Origin of the sequence: Fundicoccus sp. Sow4_H7, assembly GCF_052115865.1 — a bacterium.
In the GTDB taxonomy this organism is placed as follows: Bacteria; Bacillota; Bacilli; order Lactobacillales; family Aerococcaceae; genus Fundicoccus_A.
The window spans coordinates 25,082-51,520 of sequence record NZ_JBQKME010000003.1 but is presented as its reverse complement, the minus strand read 5'-3'; the positions used below and the strand labels follow the sequence as shown (position 1 = coordinate 51,520).

At 34.0% G+C, this 26,439-nt stretch carries 23 protein-coding genes; 3 read left to right on the top strand and 20 right to left on the bottom strand.

What is annotated here, in order from left to right; genetic code table 11:
• Positions 1-18: 18 nt before the first annotated feature.
• Positions 19-1,374: a DEAD/DEAH box helicase gene (locus ACTQ54_RS04350; RefSeq protein WP_441754937.1), complete on the bottom strand. Its 1,356-nt coding sequence runs from the start codon at positions 1,372-1,374 to the stop codon at positions 19-21.
• A gap of 151 nt (positions 1,375-1,525) precedes the next feature.
• Between ACTQ54_RS04350 and zwf the strand changes: the two genes are divergently transcribed.
• Positions 1,526-2,965 (top strand): glucose-6-phosphate dehydrogenase, encoded by a 1,440-nt coding sequence (zwf, locus tag ACTQ54_RS04345; RefSeq protein WP_441754936.1) that lies wholly within the window; start codon positions 1,526-1,528, stop codon positions 2,963-2,965.
• 36 nt (positions 2,966-3,001) lie between these two features.
• Here the strand turns inward: zwf and ACTQ54_RS04340 are convergent, their stop codons facing one another.
• The 7 genes from ACTQ54_RS04340 to ACTQ54_RS04310 all read right to left on the bottom strand — a co-directional run bounded on the left by ACTQ54_RS04340 (position 3,002) and on the right by ACTQ54_RS04310 (position 10,093).
• A complete protein-coding gene (locus ACTQ54_RS04340; RefSeq protein WP_441754935.1) occupies positions 3,002-3,991 on the bottom strand; it encodes a DHH family phosphoesterase in 990 nt (329 codons plus the stop codon).
• 15 nt (positions 3,992-4,006) lie between these two features.
• On the bottom strand, positions 4,007-5,329 hold the full coding sequence (locus tag ACTQ54_RS04335) for a DRTGG domain-containing protein (RefSeq protein ID WP_441754934.1): 1,323 nt from the start codon (positions 5,327-5,329) through the stop codon (positions 4,007-4,009).
• Between the two features lie 261 nt (positions 5,330-5,590).
• Complete coding sequence (locus ACTQ54_RS04330; RefSeq protein ID WP_441754933.1) at positions 5,591-6,409, bottom strand: ZIP family metal transporter; 819 nt, start codon at positions 6,407-6,409, stop codon at positions 5,591-5,593.
• Between the two features lie 17 nt (positions 6,410-6,426).
• Positions 6,427-7,542: a DNA polymerase IV gene (gene dinB / locus ACTQ54_RS04325; protein ID WP_441754932.1), complete on the bottom strand. Its 1,116-nt coding sequence runs from the start codon at positions 7,540-7,542 to the stop codon at positions 6,427-6,429.
• A gap of 101 nt (positions 7,543-7,643) precedes the next feature.
• Complete coding sequence (gene yajC / locus ACTQ54_RS04320) at positions 7,644-8,075, bottom strand: preprotein translocase subunit YajC (protein WP_441754931.1); 432 nt, start codon at positions 8,073-8,075, stop codon at positions 7,644-7,646.
• A gap of 65 nt (positions 8,076-8,140) precedes the next feature.
• Complete coding sequence (gene tgt / locus ACTQ54_RS04315) at positions 8,141-9,286, bottom strand: tRNA guanosine(34) transglycosylase Tgt (protein WP_441754930.1); 1,146 nt, start codon at positions 9,284-9,286, stop codon at positions 8,141-8,143.
• Positions 9,287-9,307: 21 nt separating this feature from the next.
• Positions 9,308-10,093: a glutaminyl-peptide cyclotransferase gene (locus tag ACTQ54_RS04310; protein ID WP_441754929.1), complete on the bottom strand. Its 786-nt coding sequence runs from the start codon at positions 10,091-10,093 to the stop codon at positions 9,308-9,310.
• Positions 10,094-10,200: 107 nt separating this feature from the next.
• Here ACTQ54_RS04310 and ACTQ54_RS04305 point away from each other — a divergent pair, with 107 nt between their 5' ends.
• Positions 10,201-10,836 (top strand): lysophospholipid acyltransferase family protein, encoded by a 636-nt coding sequence (locus ACTQ54_RS04305; protein WP_441754928.1) that lies wholly within the window; start codon positions 10,201-10,203, stop codon positions 10,834-10,836.
• Positions 10,837-10,908: 72 nt separating this feature from the next.
• Here ACTQ54_RS04305 and ACTQ54_RS04300 read toward each other — a convergent pair whose 3' ends face one another.
• From ACTQ54_RS04300 to ACTQ54_RS04285, 4 genes are all read right to left on the bottom strand, one after another.
• Complete coding sequence (locus ACTQ54_RS04300) at positions 10,909-12,699, bottom strand: ABC transporter ATP-binding protein (protein ID WP_441754927.1); 1,791 nt, start codon at positions 12,697-12,699, stop codon at positions 10,909-10,911.
• Positions 12,686-14,452: an ABC transporter ATP-binding protein gene (locus ACTQ54_RS04295; protein ID WP_441754926.1), complete on the bottom strand. Its 1,767-nt coding sequence runs from the start codon at positions 14,450-14,452 to the stop codon at positions 12,686-12,688. The genes ACTQ54_RS04300 and ACTQ54_RS04295 overlap by 14 nt, the downstream gene beginning before the upstream one ends.
• Before the next feature lie 213 nt (positions 14,453-14,665).
• On the bottom strand, positions 14,666-14,875 hold the full coding sequence (locus tag ACTQ54_RS04290; protein WP_441754925.1) for a YneF family protein: 210 nt from the start codon (positions 14,873-14,875) through the stop codon (positions 14,666-14,668).
• Positions 14,876-14,953: 78 nt separating this feature from the next.
• Positions 14,954-15,205, bottom strand: a complete 252-nt coding sequence (locus ACTQ54_RS04285) for a DUF896 family protein (RefSeq protein ID WP_441754924.1) — start codon at positions 15,203-15,205, stop codon at positions 14,954-14,956.
• Positions 15,206-15,314: 109 nt separating this feature from the next.
• Between ACTQ54_RS04285 and lexA the strand changes: the two genes are divergently transcribed.
• The gene (gene lexA / locus ACTQ54_RS04280; RefSeq protein WP_441754923.1) at positions 15,315-15,929 is read left to right on the top strand and encodes a transcriptional repressor LexA; all 615 of its coding nucleotides are present in this window, start codon (positions 15,315-15,317) and stop codon (positions 15,927-15,929) included.
• Positions 15,930-15,981: 52 nt separating this feature from the next.
• Here the strand turns inward: lexA and ACTQ54_RS04275 are convergent, their stop codons facing one another.
• The 8 genes from ACTQ54_RS04275 to glyS form a co-directional block, all read right to left on the bottom strand.
• Positions 15,982-16,494 (bottom strand): adenine phosphoribosyltransferase, encoded by a 513-nt coding sequence (locus tag ACTQ54_RS04275; protein ID WP_441754922.1) that lies wholly within the window; start codon positions 16,492-16,494, stop codon positions 15,982-15,984.
• Positions 16,491-18,848, bottom strand: coding sequence for a single-stranded-DNA-specific exonuclease RecJ (recJ, locus tag ACTQ54_RS04270; RefSeq protein ID WP_441754921.1), 2,358 nt, complete (start codon positions 18,846-18,848; stop codon positions 16,491-16,493). Before recJ ends, ACTQ54_RS04275 begins: the two co-directional genes overlap by 4 nt.
• A gap of 92 nt (positions 18,849-18,940) precedes the next feature.
• Complete coding sequence (locus ACTQ54_RS04265; protein ID WP_441754920.1) at positions 18,941-19,396, bottom strand: lipopolysaccharide assembly protein LapA domain-containing protein; 456 nt, start codon at positions 19,394-19,396, stop codon at positions 18,941-18,943.
• 21 nt (positions 19,397-19,417) lie between these two features.
• On the bottom strand, positions 19,418-20,206 hold the full coding sequence (locus tag ACTQ54_RS04260) for an SDR family NAD(P)-dependent oxidoreductase (protein WP_441754919.1): 789 nt from the start codon (positions 20,204-20,206) through the stop codon (positions 19,418-19,420).
• Between the two features lie 7 nt (positions 20,207-20,213).
• Entirely contained in the window at positions 20,214-21,146 is a 933-nt protein-coding gene (gene rnz, locus ACTQ54_RS04255; RefSeq protein ID WP_441754918.1) for a ribonuclease Z, read from the bottom strand.
• 26 nt (positions 21,147-21,172) lie between these two features.
• Complete coding sequence (locus ACTQ54_RS04250; protein WP_441754917.1) at positions 21,173-23,014, bottom strand: acyltransferase family protein; 1,842 nt, start codon at positions 23,012-23,014, stop codon at positions 21,173-21,175.
• Positions 23,015-23,023: 9 nt separating this feature from the next.
• Entirely contained in the window at positions 23,024-24,334 is a 1,311-nt protein-coding gene (gene obgE, locus ACTQ54_RS04245) for a GTPase ObgE (protein ID WP_441754916.1), read from the bottom strand.
• Between the two features lie 39 nt (positions 24,335-24,373).
• Positions 24,374-26,437: a glycine--tRNA ligase subunit beta gene (gene glyS / locus ACTQ54_RS04240; RefSeq protein WP_441754915.1), complete on the bottom strand. Its 2,064-nt coding sequence runs from the start codon at positions 26,435-26,437 to the stop codon at positions 24,374-24,376.
• Positions 26,438-26,439 lie beyond the last annotated feature (2 nt).

Genomic DNA, 26,439 nt, shown 5'->3' with positions numbered 1-26,439 from the left:
CATATTATTTAATATAAATTAACTTTCATTATTTCTTCGATTTTGACGACGTCTAGCACGTTGTTCTAAGCGATTGGATCGTTTAGCTTCTGAACGCTTATGGTCAGAAATTTGGCTCTTTAATTTCTTTTTGTATCCTGGTTTAACTTTTTGCTTCTTACTCCGATGAATCATGCCTTTAATCGTTGGATCAGTTTCAGCTGGAACTTCTTTTCGGCGTTTACGTTGTTGTCTGCCTGTCACTTCTACGATTTCACCTTTAACAATATCAACTGTCTTAAATTCAACACCTTTGTTTTCCAACATATTAATTGCGTCATCGTCATCTGGAGTTGCTAAAGTATAAGCTGTTCCTTCAAGTTCATTTCTTCCTGTTCTACCTACACGGTGAATGAAAAACTCTAACTCTTTAGGGATTTCACTGTTAATAACCATTGATACTCCAGGAATATCAATACCCCGAGCAGCTAAATCAGATGCAACAACAAATTGAAATTCTAAATCTCTTATTTGCTTCATCACTTTTTTTCGATCCCGTGGTGGAATATTTCCATGAATTGTAGCAATTTTTAAGCCTTGTTCTTTTAGATATTGACTAAGTTTATCTGCATACTCAATAGTATTACAAAAAATTAAGACTAAGTAAGGATGGCCTATCGTTAAGAGTTGGTAAATAATCTCTTCACGTTTTCGGCTTCGTGTTTGAATTAAATAGTTGGTAATTGTATCAGCAATTAAAACTTTTGATTCAATCACAATCGTTTCAGGTTGATCCATATATTTTTTAAGAAATATTGTTAATTGTTGCGGAATGGTTGCTGAAAATGCCATTAGTTGTAAATCTTTACTAAGACGTGAAGCAATTTCATCCACGATGTTTAAAAAACCTAAATCTAAGGTCATATCAGCTTCATCAATGACCATAATTTTCGCCGTTTGTACCAATAAAGCATTTTCTTTCATTAAGTCAAAAATACGCCCGGGTGTTCCAATGACCAGTTGAGGTTGTTGGTGATTTAATTTATCAATTTGGCGCACTTTATCCGTTCCGCCAATATAATTAACTATTTGGATAGGATTGGCCGAAAATGAATTCAGCTGAACAGCTACATTGTATAGTTGGGTCGCTAACTCACGGCTTGGTGCTGTAATGACGGCTTGTACTTCTTTTTTATCTGCTTGGATCATCTGCAATATTGGAATAAGGAAGCTGTGTGATTTCCCTGATCCTGTTTGAGATTGAACAATTAGACTCTTACCGTCTAAAACACGTGGAATGACTTTTTCTTGCACTTGAGTTAATTCGATAAAGTTTAAATCTTCTAAAGCTTGGATGATAAAATCATCCACTTTTAATTCATGGATTGTAGTCATATAAACTCCTTTTAAAAAATATTATTTGACAGCTTATTGTCATTTGTTTGATTATCATATACTAAAATTGCTTGAATGAATAGAATTTTTTCATATCATTGTTTTAAATCGTATATTAACGTATAATTAGAGTACTTACTGGGGGGATTTCATGGAAAACAATCGACTATTAATAACTTTGTTTGGTGCAACAGGCGATCTTGCCTCACGGAAATTGTATCCAGCTATTTATCGATTATATAAGTATGGGCATATTTCAAACCATTTTTCTCTGATTGGTACTGGAAGAAGTAAATGGGATGATAATAAAATAAGAGAAGTTGTTCTTGAAAGCATCAAAGATGAAATTGATGACAAAGAACATGCCCACGAGTTCATCTCACATTTTTATTATTTAATCCATGATGTCAACGATGCTGATGACTATTCAAGTTTAAAAGAACTTGCCGAAAAACTGGATCATCAATATGATATTCAAGGTAATCGTATTTACTACATTTCATTAGCACCTAATCTGTTCCCAATTATTACCCATAATTTAAAACAACAAAATGTTTTAACGGAACAAGGATTTAATCGTTTGATTATTGAAAAACCATTTGGTCATGATCAAGCTTCAGCTGCAGAACTACAAAATCAATTGGAGAAATCTTTTGATGAAGAACAAATTTACCGAATCGATCATTATTTAGGTAAATACATGGTACAAAATATCAAGACATTAAGGTTTAACAATCCTTTATTTGAAAGCATTTGGGATAATCAGCATATCGACCATATTCAAATTACCTTAGATGAAGAGGTTGGTGTTGAAGATCGAGCTGAATATTACGATACGAGTGGTGTTCTAAAAGATATGATTCAAAACCATATGCTGCAATTAGTGGCCCTATTGACAATGGAAAAACCTGAAAATTTTGATGCAGAAGGCATTCATCAAAATAAATTAGAAGTCCTGTCTAAAATTCAGAAATTCGACAGCATAGAGGCATTGAATGAGAATACTGTTTTTGGCCAATATGATACAGATAAAGATAATACCGTTCTTGCTTATCGTGACGAAGAAGACATTGATCCTGAATCAATGACACCAACCTATTTTGCAGCGAAAATATTGATTGATTCAAAACGCTGGGAAGATGTCCCAATTTATATTCGCTCAGGCAAACGTGTTGCTAAAAAAGCAACGCATATTGTTGTGGCATTTAAAGCTGCTTCAAATGGTAATATAGAAAACCATTTGAAAATTGAAATTGCACCAAAACAAGGATACGAACTTCATTTAAAACAAAACAATACTGATTATGATGATGGATTGATGTCTGTCCCTCTATCTTATTATTTAAATAGAGAAGATGAGAAATCTCTTGCTGGTGATTATGAACGACTAATTTATGATTGTATTATAGGTCAAAGAGAAAACTTTACGCATTACGAGGAAGTTGACGCTTCTTGGGAATTTATTGATCATATTCTTAAGTTAGCAGACAAAGCAACTCCACCGATCTATCCTAACTACGCATCGTATTCAATCGGTCCAAAAGAGGCTGATAGTTTATTAGAAAAAGATGGTCGTTATTGGTACGACTAAAATAATATATAATATTTTATGAAAGAAAAGTCTATTTCAGACTTTTCTTTCATTTTCTTGCAAATATTTTCGGTTTGCTACATTCATTTCTTCAATGATTTCTTTTAATTCTTCTTCGCTATAGGCATTTGCCCCACTAGCTTTTGGATGGCCACCACCATCATGGCGACTTGCTATTTCATTAATAGAAGGTCCTTTTGAACGTATCCGGCAACGATATCTCACGTTCGGGCTATCTCCTTCTACAAATGTTACCCATGAAAGAACATCTTCAAGTCTAGAAGCTAAATTAATGACACTATCAGTTTGTTCTTCGCTTATATTAAATTCTTTTAAATCATCTCGTTTTATGACTAAATAAGCTACTTGGTCATCAGTAATCGTTAAGTTTTGATAGGCATAGGCATGAAATTTAGCTTGCTCAAAGGTAATTAATTCCATCCGGTCATTAATATCAAATGCATCAAAGTCGTATTTAATTAAAAAACTCGCTGCCTTAAAAGTTAATTCGGACGTAGCATCATACTTAAATCTTCCCGTATCCGCTACAATACCTGCATATAATAATGCAGCCGCAGCATCAGTCATTGGTAATCGATCATTTAATTGCATGGCGATGAGTGTGATAATTTCACTCACAGAACTAGCGATTGGATAGACCAATTGTAATTCCCCATAGTCATCGACTTCTGGATGGTGATCAATTTTAATAATGCTTTTACCCTTATCATAAAATTTACCATCAATGCGTGGCTGATTGGCAGTATCAACGATAATGACTAAGGCCTCTTTGTAATCCTCTTGCTTCACTTTATCCATCTCACCGAGCCAGCTTAAGCCTTTAGTAGTGGAACCAGCTGCAAGCACTTGTTTTTGGGGATATCTATTTAGAATAAGATTTTTTAATCCTAGCTGTGAGCCTATCGCATCAGGGTCTGGTCTTACATGGCGATGAATGATAATGGTATCCGTTGCTTCAATTGCTGCTAATAAATTTTCAATGTGTTGCTCTTCAATGTAGGTCATAAATTTACTTCCTTTCTATTGTCGATCAATGGTTTGTGATGAAATAATGGCTTTAGCTACAATGGTATTTTCATGAAAAACATCCACTTGAACCAATGAGGATCGTCTTGTTTGATGAAATATTTCTACTTTAAAGTTTATTTCATTTCCAATTTGAATTAATGAAAAATAGTCTAATTGTATTTTCTCAATAATAACATTAGCATTGGCTTCTTTAACAATTTTTGATTGAGCAACTAGCGTAATAAGTTCACATAAAACACCGTATGAAATTGTTCCATAATTATTAATCATTTGTGCTTGTATAAATACACGATAATCATATGGGCTTTCCAATGTTTCTGGCATCTCTTCCAGTGATAGTGTCATTTCATCTTCAAAGGTATGAATCGTTTGTGGTTGCTGCTGAACGGTTTGCATAGCTTTCATCACATCTTGCCGTGAAACCACTCCAAGTAGTTGTAAATTGTCTGCTACAACGGGAATCATCTCAATATCTTCCCAAATCATACGGTGAGACACATTGGCAATGCTCACATGTAATTGGACTGTGACGGTATTTTTTGTCATAACACGTTCAATCGTTGTCGTTTCACTTTTTCCGATTAAATCTTTCGCAGTTACGACTCCGATTAAGCGATTATTATAGGTTACTGGGAAACGCGATAGGCCTGTTTTATCTGATTTTTGGTGAAAGGTGTGAACTGTATCCGTTTGGGTTAAATACTCGGTTTCTTCAATAGGTGTGTAGACATCTTTGATCGTTAAAATATCTTTTTTAATCATTTGATCATTCATTGAACGATTAATCATCATCGCGACTGTAAAGGTATCATACGTCGATACAATTAAAGGTAGTTTTTTCAAATTGGCTAATTCAATTATTTCGTCATCTACTTCAAAGCCTCCTGTTACTAAGACAGCCAAGTCATTTTCAAGTGCAAGTCGTTGAACAGTGGTTCGGTTTCCTACTAAAATTAATGAATTAGGTGTGAAATAGCGAACCATGGCATCTTCTTCCATTGCTCCAATAATGAACTTATTCAAATGCTCCTTTAGACCATCCTTACCACCTAAAACATCTCCATCAATAATCCGAACAATTTCTTCATAGGTTAACATTTCAGGCAAATACTTTGTCTTCTTCTCGATGCGAATAGTACCAACCCGTTCGATTGTTGATACTATACCAAGGGATTCAGCATCTTTGATTGCACGATAGGCTGTTCCTTCACTCATATGTAATTTTTTTGCAATTCCACGTACAGAAATCTTCTCCCCAACCGGCAAAGATTCGATGTATTGAATAATTTGTTCATTTTTCGTCAATTTAAACACCTCTATATAAAATCTTTAAATTAAAATATCTGCAATCTACTATTAAAAAGTTTTTTCAATAATACAGTTTATTCTTTATATCATTGCTTTACTGTATATATTATAACAGATATGAAACAGATTAAGTATGATTGATCTGATTATCAATAAACAAAAAATCCAAATATTTAATGATAGTTTTATGCCCAATGCAGCACTCGCGACTCGATCATTACAAGTCACACTACCAATAAATATCTGGATTAATTTTTATATAAATGATTATCCTAAAGCGACATCTAAAATCATCATGATAACAAAACCAACCATGAACCCCATTGTTGCTGAGTCAGTATGGTTTGATGTTTGAGATTCAGGAATTAATTCTTCGATAACAACGAACATCATAGCTCCTCCAGCAAAGGCTAAGGCATAAGGTAAGATTGGTTGAACGACGATTACCGCAGCTGCTCCTAATACAGCACCTAAAATTTCAATTAAGGCAGATGATTGACCTAAATTAAATGCAGTAAATTTAGATTTGCCTTCGGCGTAAAGTGGAAGTGATAAAGCAGATCCTTCTGGAAGATTCTGTAAGCCAATTCCAATCGCTAAAGCAACAGCAGATGACAAACTCGCTCCTTCAACACCTATACTAGCAGCAGCAAAGGCCACTCCAATTGCCATACCTTCGGGGAAATTATGAATGGTCACGGCTAACCATAACATAGTCGTCCTAGATAAGGATGATTTTTTTACATCTGTATCACCATGGTCTTCAGCTAAGTGAATATGTGGTACGATAACATCAAGCAGTCGTAAGAAAAACCCACCCACTAAAAAGCCAATCGCTGCTGGAAACCATACAGGTAAAGAACTTGAACCATTTTCTGCATAGGATATAGCCGGTGATAATAAAGACCAGAAAGTTGCTGCTGTCATTACTCCAGCTGCGGAACCTTGCATAATCGCTAAAAACTTTTCATCTATTTCCTTGATAAGAAAAACAACAGCGGATCCAGCTAATGTACATAACCATGTAAAGATTCCACCTAAAAAAGCTTGGAGTATTGGGTTCGCTTCTATAAACCAATTAATCATTCACAATATCCTCTCATTTATTCTAAATTTAATCGAATTAATTCAAAGTCAGGATCATCAAAATTTGAAACCGACACACCCAATAAACGAATTTTTTGCTTAAGATGACCATGATTCGACCATAGACTTTTTACCATTTCAAATGCCAATTCATTTTCATCAAAAGCGATTGCTACTTGCATCTGTCGGGTAATGGTTTCAAAGTTTTCATATCTTATTTTAATCGTTATAGTGTGGGCTTGCAAGCCCTTCGATTGCAAACTTTTAATAACCTTATCTGTTAATTGTTTGAGTATCTCCAGGACTTGTGGTTCAAACTCTAAAAATTGACTAAAGGTTGTTTCTTTCCCAATTGATTTTTGTTCTCTAGAAGATTTTACCGCTGAGTTATGAATCCCTCTAACTTTGAAGAATAGAGAATGACCCATTTTCCCAAAATCGTTTTCTAATTCTTCTAGTGTTTTATTAGCTAAATCTTTCCCTGTTTTTATTCCTTTTTCATGAAAATAAGGAACTGATTTACGCCCTACCCCATAAAACTTCTCAATCGGCAAATTTTCTAAAAATGGAATAGCCTCTTCTGGAGATACTAACGTTAGTCCATATGGTTTATGAAAGTCAGAAGCTATCTTAGCAATGAATTTATTATATGATATACCAATAGAGCACGTTAATTGCAGCTCATTAAATATTTGTTGTTGAATTTGTTTGGCAATAATCGTAGCACTTTTGATTCTTTTTTTGTTATTTGTGACATCAAGATATGCCTCATCTAATGATAATGGTTCTACTAGGTCAGTATATTGATAAAAAATGGCTCTTATTTGCTGGGAAACCTCACGATAATATGAATAATTACCTGCAATAAAAACAGCGTGTGGACAACGTTTATAAGCTTCCATTGATGACATAGCAGAATGAATACCATATTGTCTAGCAATATAATTACAAGTCGTTACAATTCCACGACCATTAGTTAACTTAGGATGTTTTGCAATAACAACAGGTTTATCTTTTAAATGAGGTTGATTACGGATTTCCACACTTGCGTAAAAAGCATCCATATCAACATGTAAAATTTTACGTGATATATCCGGTTTTGGTTCTTCAAATTTTAAAATGCCGTATTGCATAACCATTCCTCCTTATGGTTATTATACAAACATTTGTTCGTATTCTCAAGTTTAATTCAAAAAAACGAACACTAGTAAGTGTCCGCTTAAATTAATCATTATTAAGAATTTTTGCTAGCATATTCATGCTCTTGGTCGTATTCTTCTTCTGAGTATTCACCTTCGACTTCATCAGCAGCATCATATGCATCGTACTCATCATACTCATCTTCTACTACTTCTGTTTCTGTTACTTCTGCTGTTGTAACCACACCTTCTTTAACAGTAGAAATAGCTGATATTTCAAAAGTTAAATACACACCTTCACAGTCTAAAACAACTGTTCTTTTTGCTTTGTTAACTTCATCAACAATCCCATGTAAACCACCAATTGTAACGACATAGTTACCTGGTTGCATAGAATCAAGCATGGATTGTTTTTTCTCTTGTTGTTTTTTCTGAGGGCGAATCATTAAAAAGTACATCGCGCCCATAATAATGACAAAAGGTAATAAATTTACTAATAATACATCCATCATTTCACCTACTTTCAAAAAATCATCTGCTAATATTTTACCAAAGATAGTTCATATTAGCTATTTATTTTAATCATTTACGACTAAAAATCCGGTGCATTTTCTTTGTTATAACCATAACGTTCAAAGAAATCTTCTCTGAACTCTAATAAAGAATCATTCATAATATTTTCTCTTACATCTTGCATTAATTTTAATAGGAAATGCACATTATGAATGGAAGCTAAACGCATACCAAACAACTCATCCGCTTTAAATAAATGACGAATATAAGCGCGTGTATAATTTTTACAAGTATAGCAATCACATTGAGGATCAATCGGAGTGAAATCGCGGGCATATTTGGCATTTTTAACGACTAAACGGCCATAAGTCGTCATACATGTTCCATTACGTGCAATTCGAGTCGCTAGGACACAGTCAAACATATCTACCCCACGAATAGCTCCGTCAATTAGAGCGTCTGGTGAACCAACCCCCATTAAATAACGTGGTTTATGTTTTGGCATTTCAGGTGTCAAATAATCTAACACTTGATTCATTTCTTCTTTCGTTTCACCTACGGATAAACCACCAATTGAATAACCTGGAAAATCCATTTGTGCTAATTCACGTGCATGCCACATCCGTAAATCTTTATATCCAGCTCCTTGCATAATACCGAATAAAGCTTGTGTTTTTGGATTCTTATGGGCTTTTAAGCCTCTTTCAGCCCATCTAGTGGTTCGTTCAATAGATTGCTTCACATAATCATATGTATGGTTAAAATCAGGACATTCATCAAAACTCATAATAATATCTGCGCCTAATTTATTTTCAATTTCAATCGCTTTTTCTGGAGATAAAAATAAAGGTTCACCACTAATATGACTTCTAAAGTGAACACCTTCTTCTTCAATGCGACGACGATCACTCAAAGAAAAAACTTGGAAGCCACCAGAATCAGTTAAAACACCACGGTCCCAGTTCATAAATTTATGAAGCCCGCCCGCTTCTTCTACAATATCTTCACCTGGACGTAACCAAAGATGATAAGTATTACTTAAAACAATTTGTGCACCCATATCCTTTAATTCTTCAGGTGATAAACTTTTTACCGTTGCTAAAGTCCCAACTGGCATATAAATTGGCGTATCAAACGTTCCATGAGGTGTATGAAGTTTTCCTAAACGTGCACCTGTGTGTTTTTCTTCTTTTATTAATTCATAACGTACTGCTGCTTCTGTCATTCTGTTGTTCCTTTCATTGACTTAATTATATGGTTCTTCAAGCCTTACTTCTAATACAAAGGGGTAATTTTTCCCAGTTATATAAAAATAATCATCTTCAATATGAGCAATGCCATTTAAAACATTCATAGGTTCCAATTGTTCTTCTGTTAAATCTAGATTAGCGATTATAGGAGCTATATCATAATGCGCTACTACTTTTTCAGTGTTAGGATCAATCTGATAAATCAAATCTTGAAACCATACATTAGCATAAATATAGCCATTTGCATATTCAAGTTCATTTAATTGTTCCAATGGAAGCCCATTTAAATAAATATCAATCGTATCCAACAATTCAAAATTATCACTATCACGTTTTAATAGTTGATGTGAACCATTTGACATCCAAATAACATCATTTTGAGGATCATAAGCTAAACCCCAGCCCATACCTTCGTAATCATAGGTTTCGATAACTGAATAATCATGTTTATCCCGTTTGAAGGCCAATTCATTTTCCCATGTCACTTGCCATAAATAATCATTTGTAAACGTAATGCCTTCCCCAAAAAATATCTCATCTAGTGAGTCAAAAACATTAATTTGACCTGTCTTTAAATCTAATTCCCCAATAATCGATTCTCCGTAAAGACCTGTTGCAATAACTAAATCATTATTAGCTGAAAGTTCAAATCCTTGAGTAAATGCTGTTTGATCACTTAAATATTGTTCAACAACGATGACATTACCTGCTAAGTTTTCTGCAAAAACATTAGCGGGAAAACTCGCTATTAAATAAACTATTAATAGTAAATAATTCTTCATATTGTAGTCCTCTTTTTGAGTTATTTATTAAGAATAAGATAAATCTAGTAAATAAAAGCAATACTTGGTACAATAAAGCATATCGTTACAGAAAAGGAAGTGTATGAATGTCTTTTTATAGCTTTATGGTTAAGGTTTTCTATGTTTTATTTATAATATTTAATGGAAAACCTCAAATAGTAGGCAAAGAAAAATTAAAAAATATCAACCCTTCAATATTAACGGCAACACATCGTTCGATGACCGATCCATTTTTCTTAGCTTTTATTGCAGCTCCACATGATGTAAGCTTTATGGCCAAACATACATTATTTGAAAATAAATTTTTAAATTATGTCTTAACTAAGGCAAATGTTTTTCCGATTAATCGGGCTAAACCTTCATCCAATACGATCCGACATGCCGTCAACGAACTAAATGAAAACAAACGACATTTAGGTATCTTTGCTACTGGTTCACGTTATAGTACTGAAGTTAAAAGTGGGACGGCCTTTATCCAACGCCTTAGTAAGCAAGATATCATTCCTATTGCTATCCAACCTCCAGTAGGTTTTTGGCAATTTATTAGCCGGAAAAAAGCAAAAATGGCTATTGGAGATCCTATAGCCTACAATCCTAATAAAAAATATACAAAAGATGAACTAACTGAAATTGATCAATTGATTGGGCAACGATTTGCTGAGTTAGATAAACAGCTTGATCCCAATTATGTCTATCATGTCCCTACGAAAAAAGAAAAATAATAAAAGTTCCTTTAGCTATTTAATCCTAAATACCTTTCAACTGCAAATAGAGTTGAAAGGTATTTTGTTATTTTATTCCATTGTTTGTAAACGATACATTTGATAGTAGGTACCTTGTTTTTCGATTAATTCATCATGCGTTCCTTGCTCTAAAATCCGACCTTTATCCAGTACAATAATTTGATTGGCATCTTTTATGGTACTTAGGCGGTGAGCAATAGCAATTGTCGTACGATTTTCACGCATCCGATTTAAGCCACTTTGGATATATTCTTCTGTTTCAGTATCAATATTCGCTGTGGCTTCGTCTAGAATCAATAATTTTGGATTTCTAGCCATTGTTCGAGCAAAAGAAATCAATTGTTTTTGACCTGTAGAATAACTCGCTCCACGTTCAATAACGCGTTTACTATAGTTTGCTGGATCGGCTTCGATAAATGTATCAGCATGTACAAAGCGTGCTGCATTCCGTACAGTTGCATCCGAAATTGATTGGTCTAATAAACGTATATTGCGTGAAACATCCCCATGGAATAAGAAAGAATCTTGTAATACTAATCCTATTTCACTTCTTAAGTCTTCATATGAGAAGCTGCGAATATCATGTCCATCAAATAGAATTTCACCCTCTTGAAATTCATAGAACCGCATTAAGACATTTATAATTGAACTCTTACCACTACCAGTGTGTCCAACTAAGGCAACAGTTTCTCCAGGGTTTACTGTAAAACTAATGTTTTTCAGCACATAATTTTCGTTATCATAAGAGAAAGATACATCTTTAAATTCAACTTTTGCATCTGAAATTTTTGCATTTGGATCAACAATTTGTTCCGGTACACTTTCTTTATGATCTATAATTCTAAGAATACGTGAACTTGAAACAACCCCATCTTGCAATAGACTCAGACTATCCATCATCATCCCCATCGGTCTAAAGAAACTAGTACTGTATTGAGTAAAGGCATAAATAACACCAATTTCAAGGAATCCATCAAAAAATTGATTCCCTAACACCCAAAATACTAATGCCAATGAAATACCTTCGAGTAAGTTTATAACAGGCATCAAGAGTAAGGCATTCATGCGAACCATGGCCACTCTACCACGATACTGTTCCTCATTTTCATTTTCAAATTCTTTGATTAAACGTTTTTCTTGTCTAAAATCTTGAATAATTGACATACCCAAAATGGATTCATTAAGTCGCGTATTCAATCGACTTAAACTTTCACGCATGGTCCGATAAACTCTTGAACTATAAGACTGATAAAACCAAATCATAACGGCCATTAAAGGGACAAAAATTAAAAACAGTAAAGCCATACGTCGATTCAGCAAATACATACCTATAAAAACAGAAATTAAAGTAACAATGCCTTCAAACAAAGCGTAAAATACATTCCAGAAATCTTTAATTGTTTCAGTATCATTTGTCACACGAGAAACAATTGAACCAGATGGTGTCTGGTCAAAGAAACGCATGCCTAAGTTATTTAATTTAGTAAATAAAGAATTACGGAGCAATTCAACGGTTTTTTCTGAGGCCATCCCAAAAATATAAGTTGAAAAATAATAACTTATTCCTTGAGATAAAATCAACAATAAATATACAATTGCAAATATAACAGACGTACGAACTGTGGCTGTCATAGGCTCTAAATAATTATCCATATAAAATTGAACCACACGTGGCATAAGCACACCAATTGCTGTCATGACAATACTAAAAATGATTGCTATAAAGAAGCGCCATTTAAACGGTGATGCATATTTAAACATCCTTCTAATTACAGCGATTTGTTCACTTATTGGCATTTTTCTTGCCCAAGCAGACTGTTGATTCTCATTAGTCTGTGACATGTTCAAATCCCCCCTCGCCTAATTCTAATGCTAGTTGTTGTTTTTCATACATTTGTTTATACCAGCCATCATTTTCAATTAAGGTTTGATGGTTACCTTGTTCAGCAATTTTACCATCTTCTAAAACAATAATATTATCAGCATGCATAACAGATGAAATTCGATGTGCTGAAATAATGGTCGTTTTATTCGCACGTGTTGCTTTAATCGAGCTCAAAATAGCTTCTTCGGTTTTCGCATCAATGGCTGATAATGAGTCATCTAGAATTAATAGCGAAGGGTCTGTAATCATGGCACGTGCCATTGAAATCCTTTGTTTTTGTCCACCTGAAAGAGCTACACCACGTTCACCTACAAGCGTATCATAGCCTTCTGAGAAGCCAATGATATCTTCGTGAACACTTGTTACTTTAGCAATTTCTTCTACTCTATCTTGCGATGCTTCAGGTACACCAAAACGGATATTTTCTCGAACAGTTGTTGAAAACAGAAAATTATCTTGCGGAACGTAACCGATATTTGTCAACAAACTATCTAAGGTATAGTCTTTAATCGAATGATCGTTAAAAGTAATTTTCCCATCATATTTATCATAATCACGCATTAATAATTTGAAGATTGATGTTTTGCCTGAACCTGTTTTCCCAACAATCCCAAGTGTTTCCCCTTGCTTCAAAGTAAAATGAACATTACTTAAAATTACTTGATCACTATTAGGGTATTTAAATTTAGTCACATTAAATTCAATATCTCCATCAATAGGTTCAGTGATTGCATCTGGAAATTCAACAATGTTACTCTTATAGCGTAATAAATCTTCAACACGTTTATAGGACGCAGATCCTCTTTCTAAAATATTGAACAAACGTCCAATTGCTACCATCGGCCATTGCATTCTAGCAACATAGTTTAAAAAGGCTACTAGCAAACCTAAAGTTATTTCACCTTGAACAACTAACAGACCGCCATAAAACACTCCGATAACAGTAGATAAACCCATTATCATTTGGATAGCAGGACGGAAAATAGCATCATAAAAGTGAACTGATTGATTTTTATCAACGACATTTTTTGTCATTTTCTTAAAATCGTCAATATCTTTTTCTTCTTCTCCAAAGGTTTTAATAACCTTCATACCACCAATACTTTCTTGTACTTTGTCATTCATGGAAGAAAAAGCTTCTTGTGCTTTTCTAAAATGAACATGGATGCGTGAGCCATTGAAACGTACCAATACAACTAACAGTGGTAAAGGCAAAACAGCAACCAAACTCAAACGCCAATCAATGACCACAAACATCATTAGTAGCGTTATCAGCCCTTGTGACAAGGAGTCAACTAAGGTCAAAATCCCACTTCCTGCAACAAGTCGAATTGAAGTCAAGTCATTCGTTGCGTGCGCCATTAAGTCACCTGTACGATTTTCTTGGAAAAAAACAGCATCCATCTTTGTAAAATGAATAAATAATTGTTGTCTTAATATCTTTTCTAATTTTGCTGATGTTCCAAAAATAGAAGTTCGCCAAAAATAGCGCATTACATATTGAGCGATTGCAATGGCTAATAATACCAATACCCAATAAAATAATTGTTGACCAGTTAATGTACGGTCAGTAAGACCATCAATAATGGTACCAATAATCATTGGAACAATAGCTGCCAATATACTCACTAAGAGTAATAAGCTTGATCCAATAATATAAGCCTTCCTTTCTTGCTTAAAAAACCAGCTTAAACGTTTAAAAATATCCATCTCTGCACCCTTTCGTAAAAAACTCTATTTTATAGTTTACCATGTTTTTATAATATAAACCAAAGCTTTGATTAACAAATCATTAAAATATATTAATTTATTATTATTAGTTCGATAATTATGAAATTATCAAACCTTTTTCGCCCCTTAAGGTATAAAACAACAAAAAAGACTACCTAACAGGCAAATGTTAGATAGCCTATAAACCTTATATTAACGCTGTTTCATTGAGTTCATAATTTGTTGAACTCGTTTCTTTGATGGCTTTTGACCCATTTGTGTCATCATTTGTGTTATCATGCGCTCATCAATTGGTGGGTTTTCTTTAAAATAATTCATCATATAACGTCTAGATACAAAGAAACCAGCTACAAAACCAACGATAAGTGCAACTATAATTAAAATCCATCCCCAAAATGGCATACCTATCCCTCGCTTTCATCCATATGTATTGTTATTCTACTAAAAAATTTTAACTTTGACTAGTTAACTTTTATCGTTCTAATCTTCTAAATGACGATTATGTAATTTCTTTTCTTTTTGAATTTGTTTAACTTTATTTGAAGTTAAATCATTGCCTCTAGGATCAACTATTTTTATCCCTTCAACATGATTCCTCATACCTGATCTAAATGCTTTTAAGTATTTTTCACGTAAATCATTTTGTTCACTCAGTTCTTCGGGACTAAGGCCTACTGTTTTTTTCTTTTTAGCTAATTCATTAATACGCTCAATTAATTTTTGATCAATCAAGTAAAACACCTCTTTTCCTAAAAAATATTTACAAAGCACGAACATTTGTTTGTGTTTTTAATAAAGGTTTGATACAATTAACTTAATATAAGTGAAAGAGTTGATTCCATTGAGTAACCTATCTACTAAACAAAAGAATATTTTACAAGTCATTGCAGACTCAATTGCATCAAATGGATATCCACCAACTGTTCGAGAGCTTGGAAGTATGATTGGTTTATCTTCAACTTCAACGGTACATGGACACTTGTCTCGTTTGGAAAAAGCAGGTTATATTCAACGAGATGCATCAAAAACACGTACAATTGAATTAACACCAATTGCTCTTGACTTACTAGGTCTTAATAACAATCAAATTCCGTTACTAGGTCGAGTTGCTGCTGGTTCACCCATTTTAGCAGTTGAAGAAGCAACAGATTACTTCCCCATTCCTCATGATTTGCCATATGATCCAAGTGAATTATTTATGCTTGAAATCGATGGAGAAAGTATGATTAATATCGGTATCATGGACGGTGATTACATTACTGTACGCAGACAATCCTCAGCCAACAATGGCGATATCGTCATCGCATTAACAGATGAAGATGAAGCTACTTGTAAGACTTTTTATAAGCGTAAAGATTACTTTGTTTTACGTCCAGAAAACGATTCGATGGAAGATATTATTTTATCTAATGTTTCTATCCTCGGACGTGTCGTAAGTCTGTACAGAAAATTTTAAGAACACAAAGCAATCGAATGTGAGAATCAATTCACATTCGATTTTTTTTGCATTAAAACTCCATTAAGGTTTTGATGTTGTAATCTTTAATCAATTCGCGACCTTTTAAGTCCATTAATTCAATTAAAAACGCACAACCTACAACAACTCCGCCTAATTTTTCAACTAAATCAATTGAAGCTTTGATAGTTCCACCTGTAGCTAATAAATCATCAATAATTAACACACGTTGACCTGGTTTAATTGAATCTGCATGAATCGTTAATGTATTTTTCCCATACTCCAAAGAGTAATCGACTTCAATAACTTCTCGAGGTAATTTTCCTTTTTTACGTACTGGAATAAAACCAATATTTAATTCATATGCCACTGGGCAACCAACAATGAAACCACGGGCTTCAGGTCCTACTATGACATCAACTTCCAAATCTTTTGCAAATTCAACAATTTGATTTGTAGCTTCTGCAAAAGCTTCTCCATCTGCCATTAATGGGGTAATATCTCTAAAGATAATTCCTTCTTGAGGGTAATTGTCAACACGTGCAATATAATCTTTTAAATTCATCTTTGTTCTTCCTTTTCTAATGTCTTTTTGACTTGGTTAAGCGATTGGAAATTTAGTAATTCTTCAACTTTCATGGATTCACGGAATTCATGCATGGCTGGTAAATTAGCTAAATCTACTTTCTGCTTAATATTTTCGTTAAATAATAAACGACCACCATTCATTGTAACAAAGCTTGCTTGAAAAAACAGCTTAAGAATTAATTTAATTTTTGTTAACGGTATTTGCGTTTCATTATTTAGTACTCTAACTACATTTTTTGCATCAATAGCTTTATTTTTTTGTATCCAACGGTAAACAATCGCTGTTTCATCTCGTGTTGGTAAACCTAATAAATATTTCGATTCTTTAGTATAGGAACCTAAATAAACTGTCTCCCAAAACTGGATGAGTAAAAGTTCTTCTAATAATTCAATCTTTTTTGGTGGCTCAACGATTGCTAAATATTTTATTTCATTGTTATTTATTAAAGTACTTATTTGCTTAAGATCACTATACCTTATTGCATAGGAAGTCTTTGATATTTTTTCTCGATAAACATCAAATATTGGTTGATGTTCAAATACATAAAGTGTGTGCTGATAGTTAAAAAAATCAGTTGGGATTTGGCTTCCCCTTTTATCAACCCACTGACTACCATTCATTCCAATATCTTTTATCATCAATTGTGGTGTTCTGGTCTGCTGCCACTCATTAATTGCTAATTTGCCTACGATTGATATTTGATTGGATAATTGTAGATACTGATAATCGGCTTTACAATTAAATCCTATAGCATTTAATACGGAAGGATCTTTACTTGCTTGATTTTCTGCTAAGAGTAACTTCAAATGTTGTTGCTCCGTACCAATCCATCTCAATTGATCAATAGTTACATTTTCAAAAGCAAAAATAGGTTTAGGATTGTCGATACCAAATGGTCCTAATAAATCAACTTCTTCAATAAATTGGTTGCTAACATCGGATAAACCTAAGCTTAAATTAATTGTTAAGCTTGGTGTATAGCTAATGGTCGCACTCTTACTTTCAACAACAGCAAGGAGTGTGGTAGTAAAATTCTCCCATTGCTCAAAATCAACCGTCAAACCAGCGGCTTGGCTATGACCACCAAAATATTTAATTTGGTTTGAAACTTGGCTTAAAGTGTCAAATAAATCAATTGCTTCTATACTACGTCCGCTGCCTTTGTAAACTTTATCTGCTTCAATCTTTTGAAATATGATTGCCGGCCTATGATAACGTTCAACAATGCGACTAGCAACAATTCCTAATACACCTGCTGGCCAATTAGCATCTGATTCAATGATAATATCTGGTATCTTATCATATTGGCTAATACGACTTTCAACTTCAACCGCAATATTATTTACAATTTTTTTTCTTTCATCATTTTTTTGATTAATAAAATCAACATATTGACTCGCTTCAATTGGATCAAAACTTCTTAATAATTCTAATCCTGGCGTAGGGTCGCCTAAACGTCCTACCGCATTGAGCCTTGGTCCAATTAAAAAACCTATATCGTCCACTTGTAAATTAGATATATCAACTTTTTGCTGTTCAAATAACTTTCTTAGACCTTCTCTTTGCGTTTCTCGCAATCTGTTAAGGCCATTAATTACAATGGTGCGATTTTCATCTGTAAGCGAAACCAAGTCTGCTACAGTTCCAATAGCTGCTAACTCAAGGGCTTCTGCTGGTATTTCATCAATTAATGCGGAAACTAACTTAAGAGCAACCCCTGCCCCACTTAGTTCAGAAAAGGGATAATCACCTTGGGGATGTTGTGGGTGAATAATTGCATAAGCAACCGGAAGTTTTTCTTGGAATTGATGATGGTCGGTAACAATGACATCCACACCTGCATCCATAGCATAAGCAAGAGCTTCATGGCCAGAAACACCATTATCACAAGTTAAAATTAACTGAGTTCCTTCTTGGATCAATTGTTCATAGCGCTCAAGGTTTGGACCATACCCATCTACCAAGCGATTAGGTAAATAATAGTTCACATTCGCCCCAATTGCTTCTAGTGATTCAAATAGAATAAGGGTACTCGTTATCCCATCAGCATCATAGTCACCATAGATAGTTATTAATTCTTGGTCTGCAATGGCTCGTTCAATCCGATCAACAGCTACATCCATTTGATAAAGCAAAAAAGGATCATGATAAATGGTCGGATTTTGATTAATAGCATTTTTGATAGCTTCTGGGCTATTTAAACCTCTCTGTAAACATAAACGTAAAAAAGCGGGAGTAAGATTTAATCCCGCCTGGCTAAATTTATTCAGTTGTTCTTGTGTCAACTGAGGTCTATCCTCAAATTGCCACATATACTTTGCTAAATTCATTTAATTTCAAAACTCCAATACATAAAAATAAATCCTTACTGACAACTAACTTAGCTTTCTGACATATCAGTATTTGAATTTGACGATTCTGCTTACTCTATTTCTGTTGCTTCTGTCATATTGTCAGTCGTTGTTGATTCAGCTTCAATAGTTTCTGTGTTAGAAAAATCTGCCTCTTCTGTTTCTGCTGGAATTTCATCATATACCAGTGCATTTTTATGACTTTGTTCTAAATCACGTATGGTCGAACGTAAACTTGATAACTCTTTATCTTTCTCAGAGATATCTAAGTGATAACGTTCTTTTTGTTGCTTAACTTGTTTTTGTAAATCTTTATTAGACTTATGATTACTTTTTATCGCTGCTACCGATGCTAATAAGCCGATAATTACACCTAAGAGCACACTTAAAAGCATTACTAAAACCATAGGTGCTTCAACAGTCCCAAAAAAGAAATCTACTTCAACTGTTGCTGTATTTTGCAATGCGAAAATTACGATAAAAATAATAAGTATAATCGTTAAAATTAATTTCCACTGTTGTCTCATCACAAGTGCTTCCTTTCGTAATTATTTGAAATTAGCAAGATGACTAGCGAGAAAGTCACCTATTTTTGGAAATAATTGATATAAATTCGATAAATATCCAAAATAGCTAGGTAAATTTATTTCTCTTTGAATGAAATGTTTATCACTAAATTGATTCACAATCGTTCTGGCTGCATCTTCCACATCTAAAGCAATCCATTTGATCCTATTATAATATTTTTTTGAATCACTGTCATGTTCAAAAAATTCTGTCTTTACTGGACCAAAATTAATCGTCGTAACAGCAACATTACTTTTAGACAATTCTAATCGCAAAGCATTAGCAAAACCAATTAAAGCAAATTTAGTAGCTGAATACAATGTCGAAGAAGACGTAGCAATTTTACCTGCAACACTCGCTACGATAATAATGTGTCCATTTTTCATTTTTTCCATGTGATTCGCTATTAATTGGCTGACATACATGGTTGCTAACGTATTCGTTTCGAACATTTGTTGATAGTCTTCATAGCTATATTTTTTATAACTTTTAAAACTTCCAAATCCTGCACAATTAATAAGGACATCAATCCGTTTAAAGCGTTGAATGGCTTTTGTTACCATTCTTTCAATTTGCTCATGATCCGTTAAATCACATTTTACCACTAATGAGGCAGTATGGTATTCATCAAATAAATACTCAGCCAGCTCTGTTAATTTTTCTAATCTTCTAGCCACTAAAATGAGTTGATGTCCTTGTTGGGCTGCTTGAGTGGCGACTTGGCGACCAATGCCACTTGATGCTCCCGTAATCAAAATTGTTTTTATCATCGTATGCCTACTTTCGATAGTCAATGCTAAACTCATTCAAGTCATAGACTAAATGGCTATGTGGAAAAATTGATTTTGCTTCATCTTCTAAAGCCTTTGCATCAGGACCAAGATAGCGGGCACTAATATGTGTTAAATACAGATTTTTTGCCTTAGCATTTTTAGCAACTGTTGCCGCTTGTGCACTGGTTGAATGAAAATGACTGTGAGCCATACTTGTCTCATCAGCCTGATAGGTACATTCATGCACTAGGGCATCGGCATCTTTGGCAAGAATAGTTAAATTATCACAAGGACGTGAATCTCCTAAAATAGTAACAATTCGTCCTTTGGAATCTTCTCCCACAAAATCTTTACCGTTTAAAATCGTTCCATCTTCTAGTTCAACAATTTCTCCTCTTTTTAATTTTCCAAAAAGAGGCCCATTAGGAATATTATATTCAGCTAATTTATCTACTAAAAGTTCACCTTTTTTATCCGGTTCCTCTATGCGATAGCCAAAACTTAAAACACCATGATTGAGTGGTAAATAAGTGACTTTCCATTTGTTAGGCAACTGAATCTCACCACCATAAGGATCTAATTCAACAATTTCAATCGGATAAGTTAAACGCGTCCTAGAGTAATTCAAACAAGCCTCAATATAAAATTTCAATCCTTTTGGGCCATATAAAGTTACTGGCGTATCCCCGCCTTGGAAAGACCGACTACTTAAAAATCCTGGCAATCCAAAAATATGATCTCCATGCATATGCGTAATAAATATCCGGGTGATTTTCCGAGGTTTTAAAGATGTTCTTAATATTTGATGCTGGGTAGCTTCTCCACAGTCAAACAACCACATTTCATTTAATTCATCTAATAATTTTAAAACAAGTGAGCTTACATTTCTCGTTTTGGCGGGTACGCCTGCTCCTGTTCCAAGAAAAAATAACTGCATCGAAACCTCCTCTTTCTAATTGAGTATTATCTTGTACGATATAAATTCTTTGCAATTAAAATTGCCATTTCCTGAGACCCTTCAACAGTAGGATGAGCATAATCTCTTAACCATTCTGGATGATCATTTGCATAACTTGCCCAATCGATGATGTTCACATTGCCAAATCGACGTGTTGAGGCTTCAAGTTGACTATTAGCGTCACTTACCCACGCCCTATCAGCATTACTCGTTAAGAAATAGATTGAATGATCTGGTCCAATAGCATTAATAAAGTCATTCAATTGACCTTCAGTAAAGGTTCCATTACTTCCTAGTACAACAATAACTGTAGGCATCAAAAGATCCTGATTTTCTAAGTCGTTAACGACATCTACACTATTATAAAGCTGTCTACCTTCTTGCCCCGATATAATGGCTTTGGGGAATACTTCATTGATCTGTTCAGTAGCTGCTAAAAGAACAGAATCTCCTATAAAAGTAACATCCAAGCCATTAGCATGTAACATTTCTCCTTGAGTTAAGCCTTCAATATTATTAATAACTTTATTGTTTTGTGTACTATTAGAAATAGTATTTTGAGCTAATAGTTGGTTTCGCTCAATTAAAGTTTGTAATTCATCCGCTTTTGAATCCCGTGTTTCAGGCGTAATCCCTATTCCAACTGTACCCCCAACAAAAAACAATAAATAAATAACAGTGATAACCTTTATTCCAACTAATGCTTGTGGATGATTAATGAGATATTTAATTTGATGTTGGGCTTTTTTCCAATTAAAATCTTGTCCAATAGGTAATTCTAATCTTTGTTTTTCAAAAAGTTGATAGGTTATTTCGGCTAACACCATAATGATGACAATTTGAATCAAAGTATGTAACCAAACATTTTTATTAACAAAGTTTATTTGACTGGGAATGATGAGATGCACAGGATAAAACCATAAATAGTATGACATACTGCGTTTACCTATCCAAGTAAAAACTGGAAATGAAATTATTTTACTCCAGACAGTTTCAGGATGAATGGAGCTAATAATAAACAACCCACAAACAAGTGAAAACAATGTTAAGCCAAAGCGATAAGCAAAAGGTTGAGTTCCATACATAAACCTAACCATGAAGAAAAGGAGTATAAAACTTGCCGTAGCAATAATATTAAAACTTAATTTAACTCGTCTATTCATTGGTTTAGGTTTTAAACGAATAGGATATAAAAATCCTAATGCCCCTCCGAATGTGTAGGCAGATAAACGTGTGAAAACATCATAATAAATACGAGTGGGATCGCCACCATCATATAAATAGGCCATAAATAAAGCGGATATAGCCGAAACAATTAACAGCATATTTACAGATATGGATGGTCTTCGATGCCATGCGTAAAATAAATATACGAGAATCGGAGTAATTAAAATCAATTGCCCATATAATGAGACATACCATAAATGTGTGAAGGGACTTGGATTTGATGCTTGAACAAAATAAGACTGCTCATTATAAATCTGATAATAATTATTAACAAATAACAATGATGATAAAGACATATTACGAATATTATAGAAAAAATCACGTTGAAATAACATAATATAAGTAATAGTTACCATAATCATCACTAACATTGGAAAGAACAAACGTTTAAATCGTGTAGAATAATAATTTTTTATCAGTTTAAATGGCTGTTTTTTTAAATTTAACGTTGTGAAATGTCGAAAATTAAAGAAACCTGCAATAATCAAAAATAGGTTCACTGCTAAAAAGCCGCCAGGTACTAAGTGTTGGAAAAAATAGTAGGCAATAACGGTTATAATAGCAATGCCTTTTAAGCCATCAAATAATTGAATACGATTCACTTTCTTTTGTTCGTTCATCTCTATCACCTAATCTAAGAATTCAAACTGAAAGTCAAGTAATTCAACGATGTCTCCTGATTGTGCACCCATACTCCGTAATGTCTCGTCAATTCCCATGCCACGCATTTGCCGTGCAAACCGAGCGATACTTTCATCATGAGCCATATTTGTCATGCGATATAATTTTTCAATTTTTTCACCACTGATTTCCCAATAGTTTTCACCTAATCGTTGAATAGTAAAAGGCACTTCCTCTTCTTCCATCTCAAAGTAAGCAAAACTTGTTTCCACTTCTTCTTCAAGTGGTATGAACTCATTATTAGCCACAAGTGTATAAGTTGCTTCTAACAATTCTTGAATACCTTGGTTTTGCCAAGCACTAATAGGATATATTTCTGGTTGCTCAATTTCTAAGTTCTCATAATATCCTGATAATTGTTCTTTAAATTGGACTAAATTTTCATTAGCATTTTCAGCATCCATTTTGTTAGCTACAATTAACATCGGTCTTTCAACTAACTTTTCATGATAAGCCTTTAATTCATTAATAATATTAACATAGTCCTCTAATGGATCTCGTCCATGAAATGCAGACATATCAATCACGTGAAGTAACACTTTGGTTCGTTCAATATGTCTTAAAAAATCAATACCTAAGCCAACACCTTCAGAAGCTCCTTCAATAAGGCCTGGCATATCTGCGACAACAAATTCGCGGTTAATGTCTAATTTTACTACTCCAAGATTAGGCACTAAAGTCGTAAACTGATACTCTGCTATTTTAGGTTTAGCATTACTAATAACCGATAATAAAGTTGATTTACCAACACTTGGAAAACCGATTAAACCAACATCTGCTAATAATTTTAACTCTAGTGATAGTTCAAATTCTTCACCAGGTTCACCATTTTCAGCAATTGATGGTGCTGGGTTTTTATGTGTCGCAAAACGGATATTACCACGGCCACCTCGGCCACCTTTAGCGACAACAACGCTTTGACCTTGTTCAACTAAGTCAGCAATTAATCGTTGGCTAACTGCATCACGAACAATCGTGCCCGCGGGAACTCGAACAATTAAATCTTCTGCTCCGGCACCGTATTTACTTTTACTCATGCCGTTTTCTCCATTTGATGCTTTAAAATGACGATTGAACCGTAGGTCCATAAGTGTTCTAAGCCCTTCGTCAACTTGGAAGATGACATCGCCACCTTTTCCACCATCTCCACCAGCAGGTCCACCATCTGGTACGTACTTTTCACGGCGGAAAGCTACCATCCCATCGCCGCCTTTGCCTGCTTTAACAAATACTGTCGCACGATCTAAAAAAGTAGACATATAGACACTCCTTTCTTGATATATTATAACTATATTTATTTAAAACTTACTAATCAATAAGCGAGGATCAAAGACACTTAATATAGTATTGGTTAATTGTTTAAGTGTAGTCTGACGGTTTGATTTAATCGCTTCGTCTTCTGCATTCACTAAATTATTTTCAAAATAAAGATCAATAGGTTGAACTAAATCTTGGAAATATTGTATTAATTCTGAAACAGATTGATAGTTGTCAGCTTTTTGACTTAATTCTATTAAATTAGATTCAGATTCAGTTTGAGACAAGTTCTGTAGAGGCTCTTGGTTCAACTGAAATTTAACACCTAAATTAACGACACGTGTTAAAGCTTCAACCATTAAACGATAGTTTTCAGCATCATTATTTTTAAATTCAAATAATGCCTTAGCTGCTTGAATATGACGATTAATGTTTAAATGTTGACTTGCAAGAACTGCCTCAATCATATCATAATTAATGCCTAATCGCTCAATATATTGATGGATACGAGCTTTTATAAAATCAGATAATTTAGTCGTTAGTTCATCATTATCACCATCAAATGCTGCTTCAGCAATTACATGATTAATGACATCCAATAAATCAATCGCCCAATCTTCATTGCTAATAATTTCCACAATCCCAGTTACTTGCCTTCTTAAAGCATAGGGATCATTTGAACCTGTAGGGATCAAAGCGACAGCAAAATAATTAATTATTGTATCTAATTTATCGCTGACTGCTAATAACGCCCCAACTTTATTTTCAGGTAATTGACCGCCACTCGTTGTTGGTAAATATTGTGAACCAATTGCTTGAGCAATTTCTGGATCAACGCCAAATTTTTCAGCATAGATATGCCCCATTTTCCCTTGTAATTCAGGAAATTCACCTACAATTTGTGTCATTAAATCAAATTTATAAATTTTTGCCGATTCAATTGTTTTTGAAATTGTCGCATCATCAACTTGTTTTCCAAGCTTTTGTCCAACGATTTGGACCATTTGACTAACACGATTTTCTTTATCCGCTAAACTACCTAATTTGAAATGTTCTCTTACATTTTGTAGTTTTTCATTAAAGGCTGTAATTGATTGATTTAAATCTGACTCATAAAAGAATAAACCGTCTTCTAAACGGGCTTTTAGTACTTTTTCGTTACCTTTAACAACATTTCCGATAAACTCTGCATTTCCATTACGGACAGAGATGAAATATGGCAACAAGTCATTATTTTCTTTGTCTAAAACATAAAAATATCGCTGATGATCACGCATAGCAGTCGTTAAAATCAAATCAGGCACGGTTAAATAGGATTCATTAAAGGCACCTGCAAAAGCAGTCGGCCATTCTACAATGGCTGTTACCTCATCAAGCAGGTCTTGATTCATTGGAACGTTCCAATTATTTTCATTAGCAAGTTGTAGTATTTGTTCTTTGATCAATTCTTGACGTTTTGCAAAATCAACAATCACAAATTTTTTTTCCAAAAGTTCTTCATAGTGATTGACAGAATCAATTACAACTGAATCTCCTAAAAAGCGGTGTCCAAAAGATTGATTTCCTGCCTCGATATGTAAAAACGTAAAGGGAATAATGGTCTCATTATATAAAGAAACAATCCAATGAACAGGTCGAATAAATTCTTCTTCGTAAGCATTCCAATGCATAGTGACCGGGAAAGTTAACGAGCTGAAAACCGTTGGTAATTGAGCTAAAACAGATTCAGTTGATTCCCCGCTCAAATGCTTGTCGACAAAGATATAGGCTTCATCTTTAATGTTTTCGATATAAATATCTTCTACTGTTGCGCCTTGACCTCTTGCAAAGCCCATAGCAGCTTTCGTCCAATTACCTTCACTATCTTGTGCAATTCTTAAAGCTGGGCCTTTTGCTTTTTCTTCTAAATCCGCTTGTTTATCTGCTAAACCTGAAATAATCAATGCTAATCTTCGAGGTGTTGCAAAGGATTGAATGTTTTCAAATTCAACTCGTTGCTCCTTCAAAAAGTTTGCGACTTTATTGGCTAACTGTTCGGATAGGTCAATTAAAAATCTAGCTGGAATTTCTTCCATTCCTAATTCTAATAAATATTGGTTATTCATGA

Excerpts from the sequence above, each read along its gene's own strand:
- ACTQ54_RS04350 (WP_441754937.1), bottom strand. The coding sequence starts at position 1,374 with ATGACTACAATCCATGAATTAAAAGTGGATGATTTTATCATCCAAGCT.
- zwf (WP_441754936.1), top strand. The coding sequence starts at position 1,526 with ATGGAAAACAATCGACTATTAATAACTTTGTTTGGTGCAACAGGCGAT.
- ACTQ54_RS04340 (WP_441754935.1), bottom strand. The coding sequence starts at position 3,991 with ATGACCTACATTGAAGAGCAACACATTGAAAATTTATTAGCAGCAATT.
- ACTQ54_RS04330 (WP_441754933.1), bottom strand. The coding sequence starts at position 6,409 with ATGATTAATTGGTTTATAGAAGCGAACCCAATACTCCAAGCTTTTTTA.
- dinB (WP_441754932.1), bottom strand. The coding sequence starts at position 7,542 with ATGCAATACGGCATTTTAAAATTTGAAGAACCAAAACCGGATATATCA.
- tgt (WP_441754930.1), bottom strand. The coding sequence starts at position 9,286 with ATGACAGAAGCAGCAGTACGTTATGAATTAATAAAAGAAGAAAAACAC.
- ACTQ54_RS04310 (WP_441754929.1), bottom strand. The coding sequence starts at position 10,093 with ATGAAGAATTATTTACTATTAATAGTTTATTTAATAGCGAGTTTTCCC.
- ACTQ54_RS04305 (WP_441754928.1), top strand. The coding sequence starts at position 10,201 with ATGTCTTTTTATAGCTTTATGGTTAAGGTTTTCTATGTTTTATTTATA.
- ACTQ54_RS04300 (WP_441754927.1), bottom strand. The coding sequence starts at position 12,699 with ATGTCACAGACTAATGAGAATCAACAGTCTGCTTGGGCAAGAAAAATG.
- ACTQ54_RS04295 (WP_441754926.1), bottom strand. The coding sequence starts at position 14,452 with ATGGATATTTTTAAACGTTTAAGCTGGTTTTTTAAGCAAGAAAGGAAG.
- ACTQ54_RS04290 (WP_441754925.1), bottom strand. The coding sequence starts at position 14,875 with ATGCCATTTTGGGGATGGATTTTAATTATAGTTGCACTTATCGTTGGT.
- ACTQ54_RS04275 (WP_441754922.1), bottom strand. The coding sequence starts at position 16,494 with ATGAATTTAAAAGATTATATTGCACGTGTTGACAATTACCCTCAAGAA.
- recJ (WP_441754921.1), bottom strand. The coding sequence starts at position 18,848 with ATGAATTTAGCAAAGTATATGTGGCAATTTGAGGATAGACCTCAGTTG.
- ACTQ54_RS04265 (WP_441754920.1), bottom strand. The coding sequence starts at position 19,396 with ATGAGACAACAGTGGAAATTAATTTTAACGATTATACTTATTATTTTT.
- ACTQ54_RS04260 (WP_441754919.1), bottom strand. The coding sequence starts at position 20,206 with ATGATAAAAACAATTTTGATTACGGGAGCATCAAGTGGCATTGGTCGC.
- rnz (WP_441754918.1), bottom strand. The coding sequence starts at position 21,146 with ATGCAGTTATTTTTTCTTGGAACAGGAGCAGGCGTACCCGCCAAAACG.
- ACTQ54_RS04250 (WP_441754917.1), bottom strand. The coding sequence starts at position 23,014 with ATGAACGAACAAAAGAAAGTGAATCGTATTCAATTATTTGATGGCTTA.
- obgE (WP_441754916.1), bottom strand. The coding sequence starts at position 24,334 with ATGTCTACTTTTTTAGATCGTGCGACAGTATTTGTTAAAGCAGGCAAA.
- glyS (WP_441754915.1), bottom strand. The coding sequence starts at position 26,437 with ATGAATAACCAATATTTATTAGAATTAGGAATGGAAGAAATTCCAGCT.